The sequence below is a fragment of the Paenibacillus sp. FSL R10-2771 genome (assembly GCF_038000205.1).
Classification (GTDB): Bacteria; Bacillota; Bacilli; order Paenibacillales; family Paenibacillaceae; genus Paenibacillus_AQ; species Paenibacillus_AQ phytohabitans.
In genome coordinates this window covers 2,358,262-2,375,207 of the sequence record NZ_JBBOBM010000001.1, presented here as the reverse complement: position 1 = coordinate 2,375,207, position 16,946 = coordinate 2,358,262, and the positions used below count along the sequence as shown (strand labels likewise).

At 51.5% G+C, this 16,946-nt stretch carries 17 protein-coding genes; 5 read left to right on the top strand and 12 right to left on the bottom strand.

What is annotated here, in order from left to right; translation table 11 throughout:
* The 4 genes from NSU14_RS10070 to NSU14_RS10055 form a co-directional block, all read right to left on the bottom strand.
* Positions 1-1,167, bottom strand: a complete 1,167-nt coding sequence (locus NSU14_RS10070; RefSeq protein WP_076243288.1) for a small-conductance mechanosensitive channel — start codon at positions 1,165-1,167, stop codon at positions 1-3.
* Positions 1,168-1,330: 163 nt separating this feature from the next.
* Complete coding sequence (locus tag NSU14_RS10065; protein WP_052421936.1) at positions 1,331-1,798, bottom strand: GNAT family N-acetyltransferase; 468 nt, start codon at positions 1,796-1,798, stop codon at positions 1,331-1,333.
* A 149-nt stretch (positions 1,799-1,947) separates the two neighbouring features.
* A complete protein-coding gene (locus NSU14_RS10060) occupies positions 1,948-2,427 on the bottom strand; it encodes a heme-degrading domain-containing protein (RefSeq protein WP_076243289.1) in 480 nt (159 codons plus the stop codon).
* 64 nt (positions 2,428-2,491) lie between these two features.
* Complete coding sequence (locus tag NSU14_RS10055) at positions 2,492-3,577, bottom strand: winged helix DNA-binding domain-containing protein (RefSeq protein ID WP_256703799.1); 1,086 nt, start codon at positions 3,575-3,577, stop codon at positions 2,492-2,494.
* A 585-nt stretch (positions 3,578-4,162) separates the two neighbouring features.
* Here NSU14_RS10055 and NSU14_RS10050 point away from each other — a divergent pair.
* Positions 4,163-4,996: a TIM barrel protein gene (locus NSU14_RS10050; protein ID WP_340948917.1), complete on the top strand. Its 834-nt coding sequence runs from the start codon at positions 4,163-4,165 to the stop codon at positions 4,994-4,996.
* A gap of 7 nt (positions 4,997-5,003) precedes the next feature.
* Here the strand turns inward: NSU14_RS10050 and NSU14_RS10045 are convergent, their stop codons facing one another.
* Complete coding sequence (locus NSU14_RS10045; RefSeq protein ID WP_340944513.1) at positions 5,004-5,810, bottom strand: hypothetical protein; 807 nt, start codon at positions 5,808-5,810, stop codon at positions 5,004-5,006.
* Positions 5,811-5,950: 140 nt separating this feature from the next.
* Between NSU14_RS10045 and NSU14_RS10040 the strand changes: the two genes are divergently transcribed.
* On the top strand, positions 5,951-6,376 hold the full coding sequence (locus NSU14_RS10040) for a VOC family protein (protein ID WP_336101883.1): 426 nt from the start codon (positions 5,951-5,953) through the stop codon (positions 6,374-6,376).
* 213 nt (positions 6,377-6,589) lie between these two features.
* Positions 6,590-6,994 (top strand): CBS domain-containing protein, encoded by a 405-nt coding sequence (locus NSU14_RS10035; RefSeq protein WP_076243292.1) that lies wholly within the window; start codon positions 6,590-6,592, stop codon positions 6,992-6,994.
* A gap of 100 nt (positions 6,995-7,094) precedes the next feature.
* Here NSU14_RS10035 and NSU14_RS10030 read toward each other — a convergent pair whose 3' ends face one another.
* The 5 genes from NSU14_RS10030 to map all read right to left on the bottom strand — a co-directional run bounded on the left by NSU14_RS10030 (position 7,095) and on the right by map (position 12,237).
* Entirely contained in the window at positions 7,095-7,382 is a 288-nt protein-coding gene (locus tag NSU14_RS10030; protein ID WP_340944510.1) for an STAS domain-containing protein, read from the bottom strand.
* Positions 7,375-9,360, bottom strand: a complete 1,986-nt coding sequence (locus NSU14_RS10025; RefSeq protein WP_340944508.1) for a methyl-accepting chemotaxis protein — start codon at positions 9,358-9,360, stop codon at positions 7,375-7,377. Before NSU14_RS10025 ends, NSU14_RS10030 begins: the two co-directional genes overlap by 8 nt.
* A 45-nt stretch (positions 9,361-9,405) precedes the next feature.
* On the bottom strand, positions 9,406-9,798 hold the full coding sequence (locus NSU14_RS10020) for an ATP-binding protein (protein WP_042138462.1): 393 nt from the start codon (positions 9,796-9,798) through the stop codon (positions 9,406-9,408).
* Positions 9,799-9,880: 82 nt separating this feature from the next.
* Positions 9,881-11,311 (bottom strand): SpoIIE family protein phosphatase, encoded by a 1,431-nt coding sequence (locus NSU14_RS10015; protein ID WP_197074257.1) that lies wholly within the window; start codon positions 11,309-11,311, stop codon positions 9,881-9,883.
* 179 nt (positions 11,312-11,490) lie between these two features.
* The gene (gene map, locus NSU14_RS10010; protein ID WP_042138464.1) at positions 11,491-12,237 is read right to left on the bottom strand and encodes a type I methionyl aminopeptidase; all 747 of its coding nucleotides are present in this window, start codon (positions 12,235-12,237) and stop codon (positions 11,491-11,493) included.
* A gap of 191 nt (positions 12,238-12,428) precedes the next feature.
* On the opposite strand from map, the gene NSU14_RS10005 reads away from it, so the two are divergent.
* Together NSU14_RS10005 and NSU14_RS10000 are read left to right on the top strand one after the other, a co-directional pair.
* The gene (locus tag NSU14_RS10005; protein WP_042138465.1) at positions 12,429-13,493 is read left to right on the top strand and encodes a CgeB family protein; all 1,065 of its coding nucleotides are present in this window, start codon (positions 12,429-12,431) and stop codon (positions 13,491-13,493) included.
* Positions 13,494-13,552: 59 nt separating this feature from the next.
* A complete protein-coding gene (locus tag NSU14_RS10000; RefSeq protein ID WP_340944502.1) occupies positions 13,553-14,632 on the top strand; it encodes a glycosyltransferase WbsX family protein in 1,080 nt (359 codons plus the stop codon).
* A 15-nt stretch (positions 14,633-14,647) separates the two neighbouring features.
* Here NSU14_RS10000 and NSU14_RS09995 read toward each other — a convergent pair whose 3' ends face one another.
* The gene (locus NSU14_RS09995) at positions 14,648-14,965 is read right to left on the bottom strand and encodes a hypothetical protein (RefSeq protein ID WP_231575170.1); all 318 of its coding nucleotides are present in this window, start codon (positions 14,963-14,965) and stop codon (positions 14,648-14,650) included.
* A 224-nt stretch (positions 14,966-15,189) separates the two neighbouring features.
* Positions 15,190-16,905: an assimilatory sulfite reductase (NADPH) hemoprotein subunit gene (cysI, locus tag NSU14_RS09990; RefSeq protein WP_076243295.1), complete on the bottom strand. Its 1,716-nt coding sequence runs from the start codon at positions 16,903-16,905 to the stop codon at positions 15,190-15,192.
* Positions 16,906-16,946: the final 41 nt, after the last annotated feature.

The following is a 16,946-nucleotide window of genomic DNA, read 5'->3' as shown; positions in this document are numbered from 1 at the left end:
TTAGCTCTGTTCTCCCGTGACTTCGATATCGGCGTCGAATTTAAACACGTACGCGGCAATCAGCCAAATAATCCAGCAATTCAGCCCAAAGAATAAATAACCGAAGTATCCGAGAAGCGGCATCTCGGAGAAAATATGAAACTTGTCCAGATAAGGCACGGAATATTTCCAATAATTCGGATTGGTAGGGGCATCGTCATGGAACCACTCACTGCCAAAGTTCCAGAACTCCCAGAAGAAGCCGTTGAATACGGTAGCCAGACCAACCAGCATGACCTTGGACCAGTCCCCGTTCTTAATCGGTGTAAAAGGCGTCCAATAGCCGGCAAGCGCCATTGCTGCAGACAGCATGGGAACAAGCGCGACCCATAGCACCCAGAACAGCAGGTATGGATAATAACCCATCCCAAATGCCAGGATCAGTCCGAGGATATAATAAATGATCAGGAAGACTCCGGATACCTTCAGTTTAGGGCCGTTATTATACCGGGTACGGAAAAAGCGGAAGGTCTTCAGGAGCAGATACCATTCGAAGATGGCCGGAAGAACAGTCGTATAGGATAAGGAGAACCAGAACACATTGCCGAAATTGGAGAACACTTCATTATTGGGATAATACCAGTTCTCGAGTACGAAGAAATTGAGATATTCGAAGGCAAACCAGCTGAAGCAGGAGACCACAGCCAGCAGCTGCATTACCTTGGGCTTGCGCGAGATAATCGAGGCCCCGTTATTTCTTTTATACACCAGTCCGTCCAGAATCAGAATGAATGACCACCAAAGCGGAACAAACGTGTAATACTCCAAGGAAACATGCAGCTTAAGCCGTGCCCACATCAGAAACCAGCTGACCGCGAGGACCGGCAGACTCCACCAGAACCAGACTGGAAAAGGTGTAGCTGCTCCCTTCTGCCGTGGGGCCTCCGGGGTTTTCTTGAAGCCAAACAGCCGGGGGAATACAAAAACCAGCGTAATGATCAGCGCAACAACACAGGCCAGGGAGAAATAAAGCAGGCTGAATCCGGGGTCCGCTTCCACCTTTTGGGCAGGAAAGTCGCCGTAGCCGGGGGGCAATCCGTGCCATTTCGCCAGACTCCCGAATAACGGAAGCAAGAAGATCAATCCAAAAGTAACGATCAGAAACAATGTTTTTTTCCATGTTTTCATTGTGCAATACCCCGCTTATGTATGTAGTTGAAAAGTCGAAATTTGTTGATATTCGCTACTATTCGATAACCCTCCAGATTATTCCTGCTGACGGCACACAAAAAGATGCCCCAACGTCCACATCCATGACGTATGGAGCATCCCGTGTGAGGTTTCTATACAATTACCCCTCCAGATCGAGCTTCATGCTTAGCGAACGTATCCCGCGCTCTTCTTCCTCTTCACCAACCGGCACAAAGCCTTGGGAAGCATAGAAACCAATTGAATTCGGGGATGAATTCACGGTAATTTGCCGGACCCCGTCTGCCTTCATCTTGTCAACCGCATGCTGCAGCAGGATTCGGCCGATCCCGGTTCCTTTGTACACATTCTTCACGAACAGCAGCGAGATGTGATTGTTGTTGCGCAGTTCTATAATTCCTGTAACTCCCTGATCGGAGGTGGTGATGAATATCTCGTGATCCTGCTGCATGCGCTTCCGGATGGCAGCAAGTTCAATATACCTGTAGAATTCAATAACCCCTTGCGCCGAATAGTTAACGGAAATATGTATATCAAACGCCTCGCGGATTAATGGAGTGATCAGCTTCTCCTCACCGGGCATCAACTGTCTGATTGCTATAGCTGTCATACGGCAAGTCTCCTTTATTCTTACTGGTTGCTGGGAAATTCGCCCAGTAATTAAGCAATAGAAAAGACAGTCCGCTTCTTCCTGCGGAAACTGCCCATCATACACCATTTCCTCCATGATCTAAGCGATAATTCAAATTGTTGTGCGGGTTAGCTGGCTTGCGGCTTAATGATCTGCTCCAGCACGGCAACGATCATCTCATGATCCTCTTCACCGGAAAGTCCGGACACAGATATGGTTCCGACTGCTCCGGCACCCCGGATCAGAAGCGGGAAGCACCCGCCTTCGGCTGCGTATTCCATCGGATCTACAAAAGCATTATCCTGAATTGTGGTATTCCATGATTTATACAGCACATTCATATAATAAGAGCTGTGTCCGAAATGATTCACTACGTTGATTTTGCGGGTGATCCAGCGGTCATTGCCGGGGCCGTTCTCATCCATTTTGGCGTGAAACAGCACGGTTCCGTTCTTCCGGATATCCACCGTAATCTGCTTGTCCATACTCTGCGCTCTTGCCAGAATTGCGCTGCCCACCTGGATGGCTGTCTGATTGCTGAACGCGCTGAACTGCAGCTCCTGTTCCTGCTTAAGTATCTGCTCCAATATTGGGGTGTAGTCTTCCATAATTAACACTTCCTTAGTCCGGTTATAGTTGTTGTAGTAGATGGATCTGCTGCAGTTAATCGGGTCATTTGAGATATTCAAGTTTGGTTAAGGGCAGACCCAGGAACAGCGCATAACGCTCAGCGGCCTGCTGCACTCCTTCTATTCCCTTGTGATCCAAGGGGGCGAAAGGGGTTATAAACAGCTCGACACCTTTTTTCTTAATCGTCCGCTTCCAGGTTCCGGCTACCCGCCCGTCAGCTACCACCGTCGCCAGGAAGATGCCGTTATTGCCCGGCACGATCAGCGGGAACGACTCCGGCTCCAGCACGGCACTCCGGTCTTTATAGCCGAGAATATATTCATCGAACCCGGCCAGCAGATGAACACCGGCAGGCTCAGCTGCCGTTACTGCCGCAGGATCAGGCCTCCAGTATTCGTTGCCGTCAATCACTTCCGGTTGCAGACTGCTCCGCACTGCCTCAAGACCTGCTCTTGCATCCGTTAACGTCAGCCCTGCCCACCAGGCAAAGTCCTGCACAGTTGCAGGCCCATGCGCTGTGAAATACAGCGAGGCCAGTTCATTCAATGATTCCTCAAAAGAAAGTTCACGCGAGTATTCCACCCATTCATCCAGCAGAACGAATGTCTGCTGCTTGCCGCTACGCGGACCAAAGCAGATCAGGCCGTTATACGCACTATGCCATAGAATGTGATAGCCGCGCTGGCCGGAGATGCTGATGCCCTGTTCCTCCAGCAGCTTCAGCAGCTCGGGACGCGGGAGCTGGCGTCCGCCCTTCAGTGCGTTATAGATGATCTTCCGGCAGCGCTCCAGGATCTTGTCGTCAAGTTCAAGCTGGGTCAGTCTGGCTGCCGCCTGACGCAGAATGCGCGGGGCACAGAGCTGAAGCATCCACTTCGCATTCTCCGGCGGCACGAAGTGAAGCGTCCCGCGCAGCGTCCAGGTCAGCAGCAGCTTCCTGTCCGCGATGGCCTGCTCAACCTCTATTAATCCTGCTGATGGTGTTCGCAGGCCTATAGCCCAGACGGCCTGCATATAATCCTGAGCCTGCATCGCACCGAACGCACGCACCACTTCTCCGGGCTGAAGGGATGGAGGCTGCTGAATCCGCTGATGCATCAGCCGCTGATCGGCAATACGCTTGCTCATCACAATCATTCTCCTCTGCTGTCCCTGGTACTTTCCTCCAGTATAGGTATCTGCCTATCTGCTGTCCATCTCCAATAAGTAAGCTGATGGTAGAGCGGCCGGCAATTTGCATCCGCAAGTATAACTCTTTTGCAGGTAAAAACTGTATTATGGCGAATTATACATTCTAAATAAACCTCACTGTAGACAACAATGTTGTACGTTTTACAACTTTGAATCACTGGTAGCCGGGTGTCGGGAAGATTGTTGTATGAAATACAAGAATAATCCTGCTAAGCCGCTTGGAGACGGTGAAATCCTGCTTTTTATACAACAATTTTGGATTTTGAACGATAGGATGAGGAAAATGTTGTACTATGTGCAGGATTCTATAAACAACCTCCTGATCTCTGCCACAGAAAGTCAATGAATCTAGGAGTTCCTGCGGCCTCAGCAGCCGCCCGGAAGTCCGGATATTTCGCTAGGTGAAGGTTAATAATCACGAAGACATACGGGGTGAATCGTTTGCAGCAATTTATGATTGGTCAATACGGAGGATTCGATTACAGCTAATTTCACAAGGATTTCAAAGCCGGATTCTATGGGATCGAGGCTTGTTCCTTCAAGTCAGAGGAAGATTGCCGGAATCTGATCGCGGAAGCGCAGCAACACCAGTTTCACACCGGTGTCCATTTCCCGCTGCGCGCCGATCATGCGCGGTTGCGGGACGCCTTGTTCCTCTCGCCGGATGGGCAGGAGCGCGCGGCTGCTTTTGAGCATATTCAAGAAGAGCTGGATTATATGGTCACCCTGCGTCCCGGATATGTATTGTTTCATTATCCGAAGCCGGTCATTCTGGATGACCGCGTGGACTGGCAGCAGTGGCGGTTCGGTGACCGCCGGGAGAACATCTATGAGAGTGAAACCTCTCTGGAAGAGCTGATCCGGCACAGTGAGTATCTGTTCGACTGGCTCAGCCGGAAAGGACGAGAGTATCATTTCCAGCCTATTTTGGAATTCGACGGACTGAACAGCTATGTCTATAATCAGGATTTTCTGGAACGTCTATTAGTGAGGTATCCTGATATTAAGCTGTGTCTGGATACAGCCCGGCTGTATCAGCAGGATAAGCTTGACCCCCATTTCGATGCCGTGGCGCTCCTGAGGAGATACACCAAATACGCAGCACTAATCCATCTGTCGACTGTTCAGGTCAAGGACAGCGTCCGGAACAGCCATTACCCGGCACTCCCGGAACTGAGTCCCGCAGACGGCTGGGCACCTATTGAAGACTATCTCCGCATCATCCGCGAGGAGAACAGCGGAGTGAAAATCATGTTCGAGCACCGCTCAGATCTCATCACAACAGAACAGCTGGAGTGCTGTTATGCATGGGTGGATGGCATTCTATCCGGGGCTGCTGAAGCTTCTGAAGCTTAATATTGCTTCAAAAGAGTCTGACTGCAAGTCCCTCCCGCTCCCTGTTCGCCCATTCTTCTTCCGTGGCGAAGGGCGGCCGGACAGGCCAGTGTTTCTCCAGATTGTATTTGTAGATACAATACGCGAGCGGTATGCAGGCCATCATAGAATCTCTGGCATGCGGATTGGCCTTCCCTGCCGCATCTAGTGTTCCAAGCGCAGCCTGCGCCGTGACCGTTATCGAGAATGTTTCATCCACCAGCGCTTTGAAGCGGAGGCCGATCTCCGCGGGCGCTGCCGGATCACTGCTTTTCAGCTGCAGGGTCTTCCAGCCATGACTCGGGTATACCTCATACAGCCGCGAAGCAAGATCCCGTACTTCATCGAAGGGGTACACAGATACGGCCTCCCGCAGATTATACAGCAGCTTCCGTCCGCCATACAGCATTCCGTGCATGGCAATCGGTGTCGAAGAGACCGGGCTTTTGGCCTGCAGCGCAATGTCAGTCACCCGCATATCCCGGCTGTTCCTGCCGCTGTGAATGACGCCAAACCGCTGCCTGAAAGACTCCCGGGTATCGTCATAGGCTCCCTCCAGGAAGCTGATCCATGACGAATGATATTGTTCCTGCAAGTAATAGTCCGGTATGGAAAATGGAAAGTCGAGGCCCCAGGGGGCCTGGCTTGAGCGGATATAATACGCCAGATCCAGCCTGTCCTCACAGCTGAACACCCGCTCTACCGTTAATCCCCCCGCCTCCAGGTTCCCTTCAGTCACGTAAATTTTGCCCTCCGGATTCTTCGCTCCGCTGAAATCACAGCCATATATTTTCACAGCATAGTCCTCCTGTAATTCTTGTCTCCACTTGTTTCCCTATCTTAGAGTCTGCCAAGTATATTTGTAAATAGACAGGCACATGATACAATATGACAGAACCGTGCCTGCCTTAATTTAACACTAGAGGAGTGACGCATGTGGCAATTGATATTTACTTGAATTTCAACGGAAATACCCGGGAAGCTGTTGAATATTATGCTGAAGTATTCGGGACCGAACCTCCGCATATTATGACTTTCGGCGAAGCTCCTCCCGATCCTTCCCACCCTCTGCCGGAAGAGGCCAAGCACCTGGTGATGCATGCCAATCTGAGAATTGCCGGCAGCACGGTAATGTTCTCGGATGTATTTCCCGGAATGCCTTTTGTGGAAGGCAATAATATTAACCTGACGCTGATGGATACGGATGAAGATAAGATCAAAGACTGGTTCCATAAGCTCAAGGAAGGCGGCAAGGTCAGCATGGAGCTGCAGGAGACGTTCTGGAGCAAATGTTACGGAAGCCTGAAGGACAAATTCGGCATCTATTGGCAGCTCAGCCACGATAACGGCCAGAACGGCTAACAATTCCAGCATTAACATATCTTTTATATACAAAAAAACCGGTAAGGATATGTTGAATCTTCCCCTTGGGAGGGCGGCATATCCTTTTATTATTTGCTCTTAGCCCTTTCCCTTACGAAGTTGTAACCCAATTGTTAATGCGCTTACATCATGTTATGTGTTTTAATTGAACTAACGTTTATGTACACATCCTACTGTAAAGGAGACTAACTTATGGAAATATCCTCTTTTTTGCTGCCCAAAGATCAGGTGGCGTATATCACTTCCTCGATCTCAATGCGGGAAGCGCTGGAGCAGCTGGAGAATCATTATTACTCAGCCATTCCGATTATTGACGAAGAAGGCAAATATGTTGGGACCTTGTCGGAGGGCGATCTGCTATGGAAACTGAAGAACACCGAGGGTCTTAGCTTTGAGAATATGACCGGGGTGACTGTAGGCACCATTCAGCGTCATGTGCATAACGAGAGTGTAGAGATTCACGCACAGATGGAGGATATGCTGACACTGGCCGCAGACCAGAATTTCGTCCCTGTGGTGGACGGCAGCGGGATCTTCCTCGGCATCATCCGCCGCAAGGATATCATCGAGTATTACACCCGGAATATTACCGATTAACCTCATAATGCCGCATTAAGTGATCCGTTTCATCCGCAGCAAAGGCAAAGGCAGGACTGTCCTCCGAAGGACGGCCCTGCCTTTGTTCAAGTCAGCAAGTCTATATAATCTCAAACACATGAGTCAGCCGGGTCAGCTCAAAAATCTTGCGGACATTGTCATTCATCCCCGTCAGCCTAATGGTGCCGCCAGTCTCTACACATTTCTTGTAGGAGCTGACAATCACGCCAAGTCCGGTGCTGTCAATGAAACGGCAGGTCCCGAAATCAAGCAGGAAGCTTGAATGGCCGCCAAGAATATAATTCCGTACTTCTTCTCTGAAATGTCCGGCTTCCTCAACCGAGAACAGCTCCGGCATCTCAATAACAATCTCGCTCAAGCTACTCACCCCTGATTATAAATTTCTCAACAAGAATCTCCAGTTCATTAGCCATGGCACTGATCTCTTGCGCGGAAGCCGCGAAATTATTGACCGTTGCCGCCTGCTCTTCCGTGGCACTGGATACATTCTCTGTATTCGCTGCCGCAAGCTCCGAGATTGTGCCCATGGAATCAATCAGCTTAATAATCTGATCGGAGGTTGCTACTTCATCTCTGGTAATATCCAGAATCTCCTGCACATTCTCTGTAATCCTCTCAACAGATTGAATGATATGCACGAACGCGCGGTCCGTCTCATTCACAATGCTTACGCCGCTCTCTACCGCCTCTGCAGCGCCTCTCATGGAATCTACAGCCTGGGTAATCCGCGTGACCATCTCACTGACCAGACCTGTAATCTCGCCGGCCTGGGTATGCGTCTCATCCGACAGCTTCCGTACTTCACCGGCCACTACACTGAAGCCGCGGCCATGCTCACCGGCACGCGCTGCTTCGATGGCAGCATTCAGGGCCAGCAGATTGGTCTGCTGGGCGATCTTGTTAATTGTTCCGATCATTGTGGATACCTTCTCTGACAACCCGCTGACCGTCAGCAATAGCTCTTCCGTCTCTTTGGTGCTGCTGTGAATCGTATCCATCGCCTGTACTGTACTGATAACTCTGGCTCTGCCTTCCTGCGCTGCCTGATTCGTGTTATCGGCATTACCGGAGGTAGCCGACGCTTTACTCTGCGCCAGCTGCACCAGACTGGATAGCTGCACAAGCACCTGGGAAGCATTGATTACCGACTGGTTGTTGTTCTCGGCTCCGGAAGCAATCTCCTGGGTACTGGAGCTGATCTCTTGAATCGATGCGCTGATCTCCTCTGAAGAGGCTGCCATTTCCTCGGACATGGAGGTTAAGGATACCGAGCCTGCTCTTACCTTCTCGATAATGGCCTCCTGCTTGTCAATCATGGTGTTGAATGATTCACTCAGCGTCTGCAGCTCATCTCCGGAGCGGATTGAGGTATGAACGGTCAGATCCCCGTCACCAGCCCGGCCCATGGCTCTCTCCAGCTTCTTGATCGGATTCACAATATTGCGGGTGGTAAAGAAATATGCGGCCAGCATAGCAACGACGATAAAGCCCAGAATAATGATTATCGTAGTATTACGGATTTCGTCCGCCGGAGCCATATAATCCTCTACATTGGCCGTTGTAGCTACTACCCAATTGCCTGCGGGCTGAAAGGAAACATATTTACGCACGCCTTCATAGGTGTAGAAGCCGTGTGCGGTTTCTCCGGCCTTCATCAGCCGGACCAGCTCATTCAGTTCAGCATTGCTGTTGCCGTCCAGATTCTCCTTCAGCACCTTGTCCTGCTCAGGATGCGAGACGATCAGGCCGGTGCGGTCAATCATATATCCGTATCCGTGCTCTCCAATCTTCACCCCGGTTACCGGGGAAGTGATATTCTCAAACAAGGCGGTACCGATTAACACGCCTGTAATCTGATCATTTACCCGCAGCGGTCTCGCGATCGCTACGATGTATTGGTTCGTCTCCCGCGACAGAATAACTTCACTGACGGCGTCTTTGCCTTGCAGCGCTTCCTGGAAGTATGCACGGTCCGACACATCAAGCCCGGGCGATTCGGAGCTGCTGGTAATCAGCGCCTTACCGTGTGTATCGGCGATGATCAGCGATTCCAATAGCTTGGCATTGTCTTTCTGCACACCGGATATGTAATTAAATGCTGTGTTTCTTAAGGATGCAGCAGAAGGATTCCCGGCGAAATCGGCCAGCGTGCTGTTCCTGCTGGCGATGCCCAGATCATTGCCTACCGCTTCCAGCTCGGCATCCACCGCTCCGGCTGTAGAATTAGTAGTCCCCCTTAATTCCTCTTCAATCGTCTTCTGCAAGGCTCCCGAAGCCAGCTGATAGGATACAGCCCCGGATATGCCCAGCGGTACGCTGATAATCAGAAATAACAGGATACTCATTTTGACTTTCAAACTTAATTTCACCGAATTCTCCCCTTTGTAATTCTATGAGGGACAGATACTCTTGCTGATGTACATCGTATTATGTATCATCTCTGCACTGTCCGAGAAACAGCGGATCAGGTATAATCCCCTTCCCCCTTCTTCCAGTAACTCATCGCTCCCGATAGCCTCCGGGAACACCAATCCGCTGTCCCCGGCCCCCGAATCCTCTATCTGCAGCTTAAGCAGCTGATCCATCAGCAGATAACGGATGGTAATCGGTTTGCTGCAATCGCTGAGGTTCCCGTGGTAATAAGCATTGGTTACCGCTTCGATCAGAATCAGGCGGATATCAAACGCATAGGCTTCTAAGTCAAGCTCCTGAATGATTCCGTCAATGATCATCTGATGACGCTCCAGACCGTGAAGCATCACTTCCTTATGAATAGCTCCCATGACTCACTCCTTATAAGTTCTGAAATCATCGTCCTGCGCATGTACACGCCATGAATCCGCCCTGCAGGCAGCACCCCGTCCGTTACTGGATGTTCAGGCCGAGCCAGGTGCAGTCATCCTGCAGCGCTGCTCCGGCAAATCTCTCGAGCAGATACCCGTACTCCCGCCCCAGCTCATCACTGTTAAACAGCAGCTCCATCCCGTCGCTATAAAAACAAAACCGGTCCCCGGATTCAAACGGGATGGTCTTCTCCTCAAATTCACTGCTCTCAAACATGCCGAGCGGTGCACCCTTAACGGTAATTCTCTGGCAGTCCCTGCCGCGGGGAACATAGAGAAACTCATTAATTCCGGCTCCGGCTGCCTTGAGCAGTCCTGTCCCGAAGTCGAGCAGGAAGCAGCAGCCCGCGATATAATCCTCACCCAGATGCTGCAGCGCTTTGTAATTCAGATCGCGCAGTACCTGTACGGGGTCCTGTGTACATGACAGGCTGTCCATGAACAGCACCCGTAGGGCCGAGATATTCAGCGCTGCAGTAATCCCCTTACCGGTCACATCACCGATAATGCCAATGACCTGTTCTTCGTTGACCTTATGGAAGATGAAGAAATCGCCGCTTAAGGTTCGGGCCGGGATGTAGAGCTTCTCCAGAACCGCCTTGCTGTCCAGCGGGAAGGACACCGCATGCCGGTGCTCCTGAAGCCGGACCGCCCGCTCCACTTCCCTTTTACTCTCGGTAATATCCCTGAACACCAGCTGCAGCGCCTTCGCTTCTTCATATATGACCGGCACCCCGGAAATTTCAAGATCAAAGCTACGGTTGTCCTGCCGCCTGATCAGCCGCTGTTCAATGCGGAAGCGTTCTTTCAGCAGACCTGTTGTCTTGAGCTTGTTATGCTCTGCACTCTGGAAGTACACCTCATTGAAGAAATCCTCAATTCTTTTGCCGGTCAGCTCCTGCTTCTTGGCGCCGAACATCCGCTCTGTCTGCTTATTGGCGAACAGGATAGTGCCGCTGCTATAGACCAGAATAGCCTCGGGGCACAGCTCGACCAGATCTCTGTACCGTTCTTCACTTTCTCGAAGCCGCTGCTCGGAACGGACCCGTTCGCTGATGTCGTGAATTACGGTGTATACACAGTTTTTGCCCAGCATCGTCATCATGCCGGTATGAACCTCCACATCAATGGGCTCCCCGCTGGCCAGAACATGCCGGTCAATGAACACACGGTTCTTCTGGTCACCGCCCTCAGGCAGCGCCTTCTCTACAAATTCCTGAACCCCTGATTTCGGGTCAGCCGCCAGATCGCAGATCAGAAGCTGCCTGAATTGCCGGATGCTGTAGCCGTAGAACTCGCATGCTGCCCGGTTGGCATCAGCAATTCCGCCGTTCTCCGGGTCCACCAGCAATGTAATGAGATGATTATTCTCATAGATGCAGCCATAATGCTCCATGCACTGCGCCGGACTGGGGGAGCGATGCAGATTCTTACACGGTTTATCTGTTGCCATTTCACAAGCCTCTATTCTATTCAGCTTTAAAGTCTCCCCATTATATTCAATAAAATGGAGATAAGCCGTGAATTCCGACACAGTTAGACAGAAAAACCCGGCCTGCGGCATGAAAACATGACCACAGTCCGGGTTCTAACCTAACATCCTTCATTAAAATAGCAGGCATCAGCTGATTCTTACAGCTCTGTCAAAATAATGGTGCCCTGCGGAGTTACCGCCAGCGTATGCTCATATTGTGCCGACAATCCGCCGTCAAAGGTACGCGCTGTCCACCCGTCCGCATCAACCTTGGTCCGGTAGCTGCCGGTGTTCAGCATGGGTTCAATGGTGAACACCATACCTTCCTTGATGCGCGGGCCTTTGCCTGCCGGGCCATAGTGAGGCACATCAGGCTTTTCATGCATTTCAGAGCCGATGCCATGCCCGATGAAATCACGGACTACGGAGAAGCCGTTAGCTTCCGCGTATACCTGGATGGCATGAGCGACATCACCAATCCGGTTGCCGGCCACAGCCTGCTCAATGCCTTTGAACATAGCCTCTTTGGTGGTAGCCAGCAATTTGTCCGCCTGCTCGCTAATGGTGCCAATGCCATAGGACCAGGCTGAATCTGCCAGCCACCCGTTCAAGTTGACTACCATATCAATTGTTACAATATCTCCATCCTTCAGCTCCTCGTGCTTGGGGAAGCCGTGGCAGATGACATCATTCACAGATGCGCAGGTCGCATATGGATAACCATGATAGCCTTTTTGTTCAGGGGTAGCCCCCTGGGAGAGAATGAACTTCTCAGCAAACTGGTCAATCTCCCAGGTCGTAATTCCGGGCTTCAGCATCTGAGCGATTTGCCGGTGGCATTCGGCCAATATTTTGCCGGCCGCACGCATTTTTTCGATCTCTTCCATCGTTTTCATGATGATCATTAAATTCGCCTCTTCTGTACAGAAGCCACTACTCACAGCAATGGCTCTTGGTTATGATTTTGTAGTGCTACTCTATATTATGTAAGAAAACCGCCGGAAATCCAAATTCATTCTGTGAATTGTAGCAAATTCACTGCTTTCTCATAAAATAAAACAGTGCAGGGTTGTGTAGGGAGGGATTTCGGCAGCGCATGAACAAGAAAACGAAACACCGTATCAGAACCACCGGCAAAACCATTCGGCTGCATCCCAGATCCAGAAAGCTTATTGCTCATACGGTAATCCGGGCACTCAAAAATATAAATATAAATCAACAGAATGTATCCGCTAATCTTCCGCAGCCTGCCAAGGCTGTTGAGTTCAAAAAACTGCGGGTTCTACTCGTATCCGCCATGCCGGAAGAGGAGCTGTGGCAGACCGAACAGCTGATTGCCGACCAGTTCAGGCTGCTTACCAAAGAAGTTGTAGCCATTAAGGCATTCCAGAGCTTCTCTACAGCGCTGGTCCAGCTCAATCCGGATCTGCTGCTGGTCGTCGGAGGCGATACAGACTTCTCGGACAATGATCTGGAGGTGATCCGCAGAGCCACTCTCCAAAAGGCAATCTGGCTCACCGACAGCTCCGGCACGAGCAGCTCAACCGGGCGTCTGGCAGCTCTGTTTAACTATGTCTTTACGCAAAATATGTACCATATCCCATTTTATCAGCACTCCGGCAGCAGTTCTGTTATGTATCTGCCTTTTGCTGCAGACCGGAACCTGTTCAGTCCAAAATATGTGGATGAAGCCTGCCGCTGCGATGTGCTGTTGCTTGGCGACGCACTTCCAGCCGGTATAGCCTACCTTCACGAGCTCTCTCCGCTGCTCAGCGGCTGTAAGGTATATGCAGCCGGCAAAGGCTGGGAGGAATATCCCGGAATTACCCCAGTGTCTCCTGGTATAGAGCTGCAGGATTATTACAATGGCGCCGAGATTATTATCCACTGGGGGCAGCCGCCGCTTCGGGCTTTTCAAATCGCTTCCTGCGGGGCTGTCCAGCTGGCGGAGGATCATTCCAATCTGTATGCATATATGAATCCCGGTGAAGACATCATCACATTTCACACCGGCCAGGAATTGAATGAGAAGGTCAGCTACTACCGAAATCACCCGGAGTCCGCAAGGGCGTTAGCTACCCGTGCCTTATGGAGGAGCACCTACGATTACTCATTTATGCAAATGGCAGCGAAGCTGCTGCATACTGTTTTTAACAGCTAAACGGGGAGCCTGCAACAATAACCAGTGATTACCTGCAGCAGAATTGGGAGGTAGGTGGATTGAAGCTCATCGCTTTTTTATTGCCGCAATTTCATGTGATTCCCGAGAACAGCCTGTGGTGGGGGGAAGGCTTCACAGAATGGACCAACACCAGGAAAGCTGTTCCGCTCTACTCAGGACATCAGCAGCCCAAGGAACCGCTTGAACAGTATTATTATGACCTGACGGACGCTGCAGCGAGAAACTGGCAGGCAGAAGTAGCCAAAGCCTACGGTATCTATGGGTTCTGCTACTACCATTACTGGTTCAGAGGCAAGCCGCTTCTGGAGCAGCCCTTGAAGCAGATTATGAAATCCGGCGAGCCGGACTTTCCGTTCTGCCTCTCCTGGGCTAATGAATCCTGGACCCGCAAATGGGACGGCGGAGAGCATGAGGTGCTGATCCGCCAGGATTATGGAGATGAACAGGATTGGGAGAATCACTTTCATGAGCTGCTGGGCGCCTTTAGGGATAAGCGTTATATCCGCATCGGCAACAAACCGTTATTCATCATATACAGACCGGGAAATATTCCCCGCTGCGAAGAGATGCTGCATTTCTGGAATACACTCGCGTTGCAGAATGGCCTGGACGGCATTTATTTTGTCCGCACATTGGGCGGCTTCGAAATTCCGGGCCAGGGCGGCTTCGATGCCAATGTGGAATTCGAGCCGCATTACACCTTTGCCCACGGCAATACAGAACGTCTGTGGAATTACATGATTATCGACGGTCAGGAGCATCTCGTCTTCGACTATGACCAGGTCTGGCTGTCAATCCTAAGTCGGTCACCCCACCGGAACGGAGGTAAAATATTTCCGGGAGCCTACGTGAACTGGGATAACACCCCGCGGCTTGGCAAAAGGGGACAGAGCTGTATAGGGGCTTCGCCGCACAAGTTCGGATGGTATCTAGCGAAGCAGATCGAGAGAGCCAGAACCCTGTATCAGAGTGAATTCCTCTTCATTAATGCATGGAATGAATGGGCTGAAGGCGCGTTTCTGGAACCGGACCAGCAGCATCGCTTCCGCTATCTAGAAGAGGTCAAGAAAGCGCTGGAGCAGACGGGGAGCCTTCCTTCTATAAATTCCCGCAGCTAGGCAGCCTGCATTACACTACGCCAGATGAATAGCCAGGCTCGGTGTCCCGCTGCTGACATCGATAAAAACAACATAATCCAGACCATCTGTGCCCTTTAGCACCAGACCCGGCTGATTCGGCACTGGCAGGAAATAATGTCTGACCTGCTGGATTACTGCCACGCCTGCTGGTAAGGAGGGCTGGTTACTGGCTGACAGCCGGCCTACCGCCAGCACATTTCCGCCTGCATCGACATCTCCGCCGGTTGCCAGGCTGTTGACAATGGACTGGTTGCCGTTGATCTGCATATCTCCCGAAACTGTTTCATTGCCTACAATGTTTAAGGCTCCCATTATTGTTTGATTTCCATTGACCTGCAGGTCCTGCTGAATTGTCTGATTCCCTGTGACAAGTATGCTGTCGAAGGTTGGCAAGGCTATCATCCCTTTCAATTGGTGATACTATACTATATGTGATAATCAGTAGATGGGTATGGTACAACCATACATTTCATAGAAATAATAAAAGAACCTGTCCCTAAGTCATTAGGGAACAGGTTCTTTTATTATATGGAAAATTAGTCGTGGAAGTTAAGTCCCGAAGTAACGGCTTTGACATATCCGCTGCGGATCACAAAGTCTCCGAAATGCTCACCGGTACTGCGTTCTTTGGCATAACGGTGAATGATCGGACCGAGAGTGTCCAGAATCTCCTTCTCGTCAATGTTCTCCTTGTACAGCTTGTTCAGCCGGTCTCCGGTAAAGCCGGCACCCAGATACAGATTGTATCTGCCCGGGCCTTTGCCGATGAACGAAATCTCGCCAAGCGCAGGACGGGCGCAGCCATTCGGGCAACCGGTCATGCGGATGATGATCTCTTCATTACGCAGGCCGGCTTCATCAATGATGACTTCCAGCTTATCGAGCAGAAGCGGCAGATATCGCTCAGCCTCCGCCATCGCAAGACCGCAGGTCGGCAGCGCCACGCAGGACATAGCGCTTCTGCGCAGCGCGGAATGATGAGCTCCGTCGGTCAGCCCGTAATGCTTGGCAAGCTCGGCTACCTTGCGTTTCTTCGCATGGCTGACTCCGGCAATGATCAGATTCTGATTCGGCGTCAGGCGGAAATCCCCGCCGTGAATCTTGGCGATCTCCCGCAGGCCTGTCATCAGCGGATACCCCGGGACATCCTGAATCCGTCCGCTCTGGATATACAGCGTCAAATTCCATTTGCCGTCGAAGCCTTTCACCCAGCCGTAGCGGTCGCCGTTGTGGTCGAAATGATATTCACGTGCCGGCTCAAGCGTCCAGCCCAGCCGCTCATGCAGCTCGCCCGTGAACCAGTCCAGACCGTGGCGGTCGATCGTGTACTTGAAGCGGGCGTTCTTGCGGACCGAACGGTTGCCGTAGTCGCGCTGAATGGTGACGGTCTTCTCCGCCAGATCAATCATCTGCTCCGGACGGCAGAAGCCGATAATCCGTCCCAGTTGCGGATATGTGCTGGTATCACCATGCGTCATCCCCATACCGCCGCCGACCGAGACATTGAAGCCGGCCAGCTTCCCGTCTTCCAGAATGGCAATGAAGCCCAGGTCCTGGGAGAATACATCTACATCGTTGGAGGGCGGCACCGCCAGGCCGATCTTGAACTTGCGGGGCAGGTACACAGGCCCGTAAATCGGTTCAACGACCTTGCTGTCCACTACCTTCTCGCCATCCAGCCAGATTTCATGGTAAGCCGCGGTGCGCGGGGCTAAGTGGTCACTGATTTTTCTGGCCCACTCGTTTACCTCGGCATGAACCTCCGACTGATACGGATTGGGGCCGCTCATGACATTGCGGTTGACGTCACCGCAGGCTGCGAGCGTAGTCATCAGCGTATCATTAATTCCCTTGATCGTCTTTTTCAGATTCCACTTGAGTACACCGTGCATTTGAAAAGCCTGTCTTGTTGTAATTCGCAGTGTGCCGTTGCCGTATTTCTGGGCCAGATCGTCCATTACGAGCCATTGCGCCGGTGTCGCCACTCCGCCTGGCGCTACAACACGCAGCATGAACTGGTAAGCAGGCTCCAGCTTGGAGCGTTCACGCTCACTGCGCAAATCCCGGTCATCCTGCATATAACTGCCGTGGAATTTCAGCAGGCGGTTGTCATCCTCCGGCAGCCCTCCGGTGATCGGGTTGCTGAGGGTTTCGACAAGCGCACCCCGCAGATAATTGCTCTCCAGCTTAATATGTTCTACATCACTCGGGGGTCCGCCAATCGGCTTCACCGCTGGTTCATTGTTTGCCACTATTGATCCTCTCCTTCCGCATTGCCTCGCGCTCTTCAAGA

Coding starts and splice junctions, on each gene's coding strand:
- NSU14_RS09995 (WP_231575170.1), bottom strand. CDS start 14,965: ATGGGAGCCTTAAACATTGTAGGCAATGAAACAGTTTCGGGAGATATG.
- map (WP_042138464.1), bottom strand. CDS start 12,237: ATGATCATCATGAAAACGATGGAAGAGATCGAAAAAATGCGTGCGGCC.
- NSU14_RS10020 (WP_042138462.1), bottom strand. CDS start 9,798: ATGGGAGCTATTCATAAGGAAGTGATGCTTCACGGTCTGGAGCGTCAT.
- NSU14_RS10060 (WP_076243289.1), bottom strand. CDS start 2,427: ATGGAAGACTACACCCCAATATTGGAGCAGATACTTAAGCAGGAACAG.
- NSU14_RS10055 (WP_256703799.1), bottom strand. CDS start 3,577: ATGAGCAAGCGTATTGCCGATCAGCGGCTGATGCATCAGCGGATTCAG.
- NSU14_RS10015 (WP_197074257.1), bottom strand. CDS start 11,311: ATGGCAACAGATAAACCGTGTAAGAATCTGCATCGCTCCCCCAGTCCG.
- NSU14_RS10065 (WP_052421936.1), bottom strand. CDS start 1,798: ATGACAGCTATAGCAATCAGACAGTTGATGCCCGGTGAGGAGAAGCTG.
- NSU14_RS10005 (WP_042138465.1), top strand. CDS start 12,429: ATGAACAAGAAAACGAAACACCGTATCAGAACCACCGGCAAAACCATT.
- NSU14_RS10025 (WP_340944508.1), bottom strand. CDS start 9,360: ATGAGTATCCTGTTATTTCTGATTATCAGCGTACCGCTGGGCATATCC.
- NSU14_RS10070 (WP_076243288.1), bottom strand. CDS start 1,167: ATGAAAACATGGAAAAAAACATTGTTTCTGATCGTTACTTTTGGATTG.
- NSU14_RS10035 (WP_076243292.1), top strand. CDS start 6,590: ATGGAAATATCCTCTTTTTTGCTGCCCAAAGATCAGGTGGCGTATATC.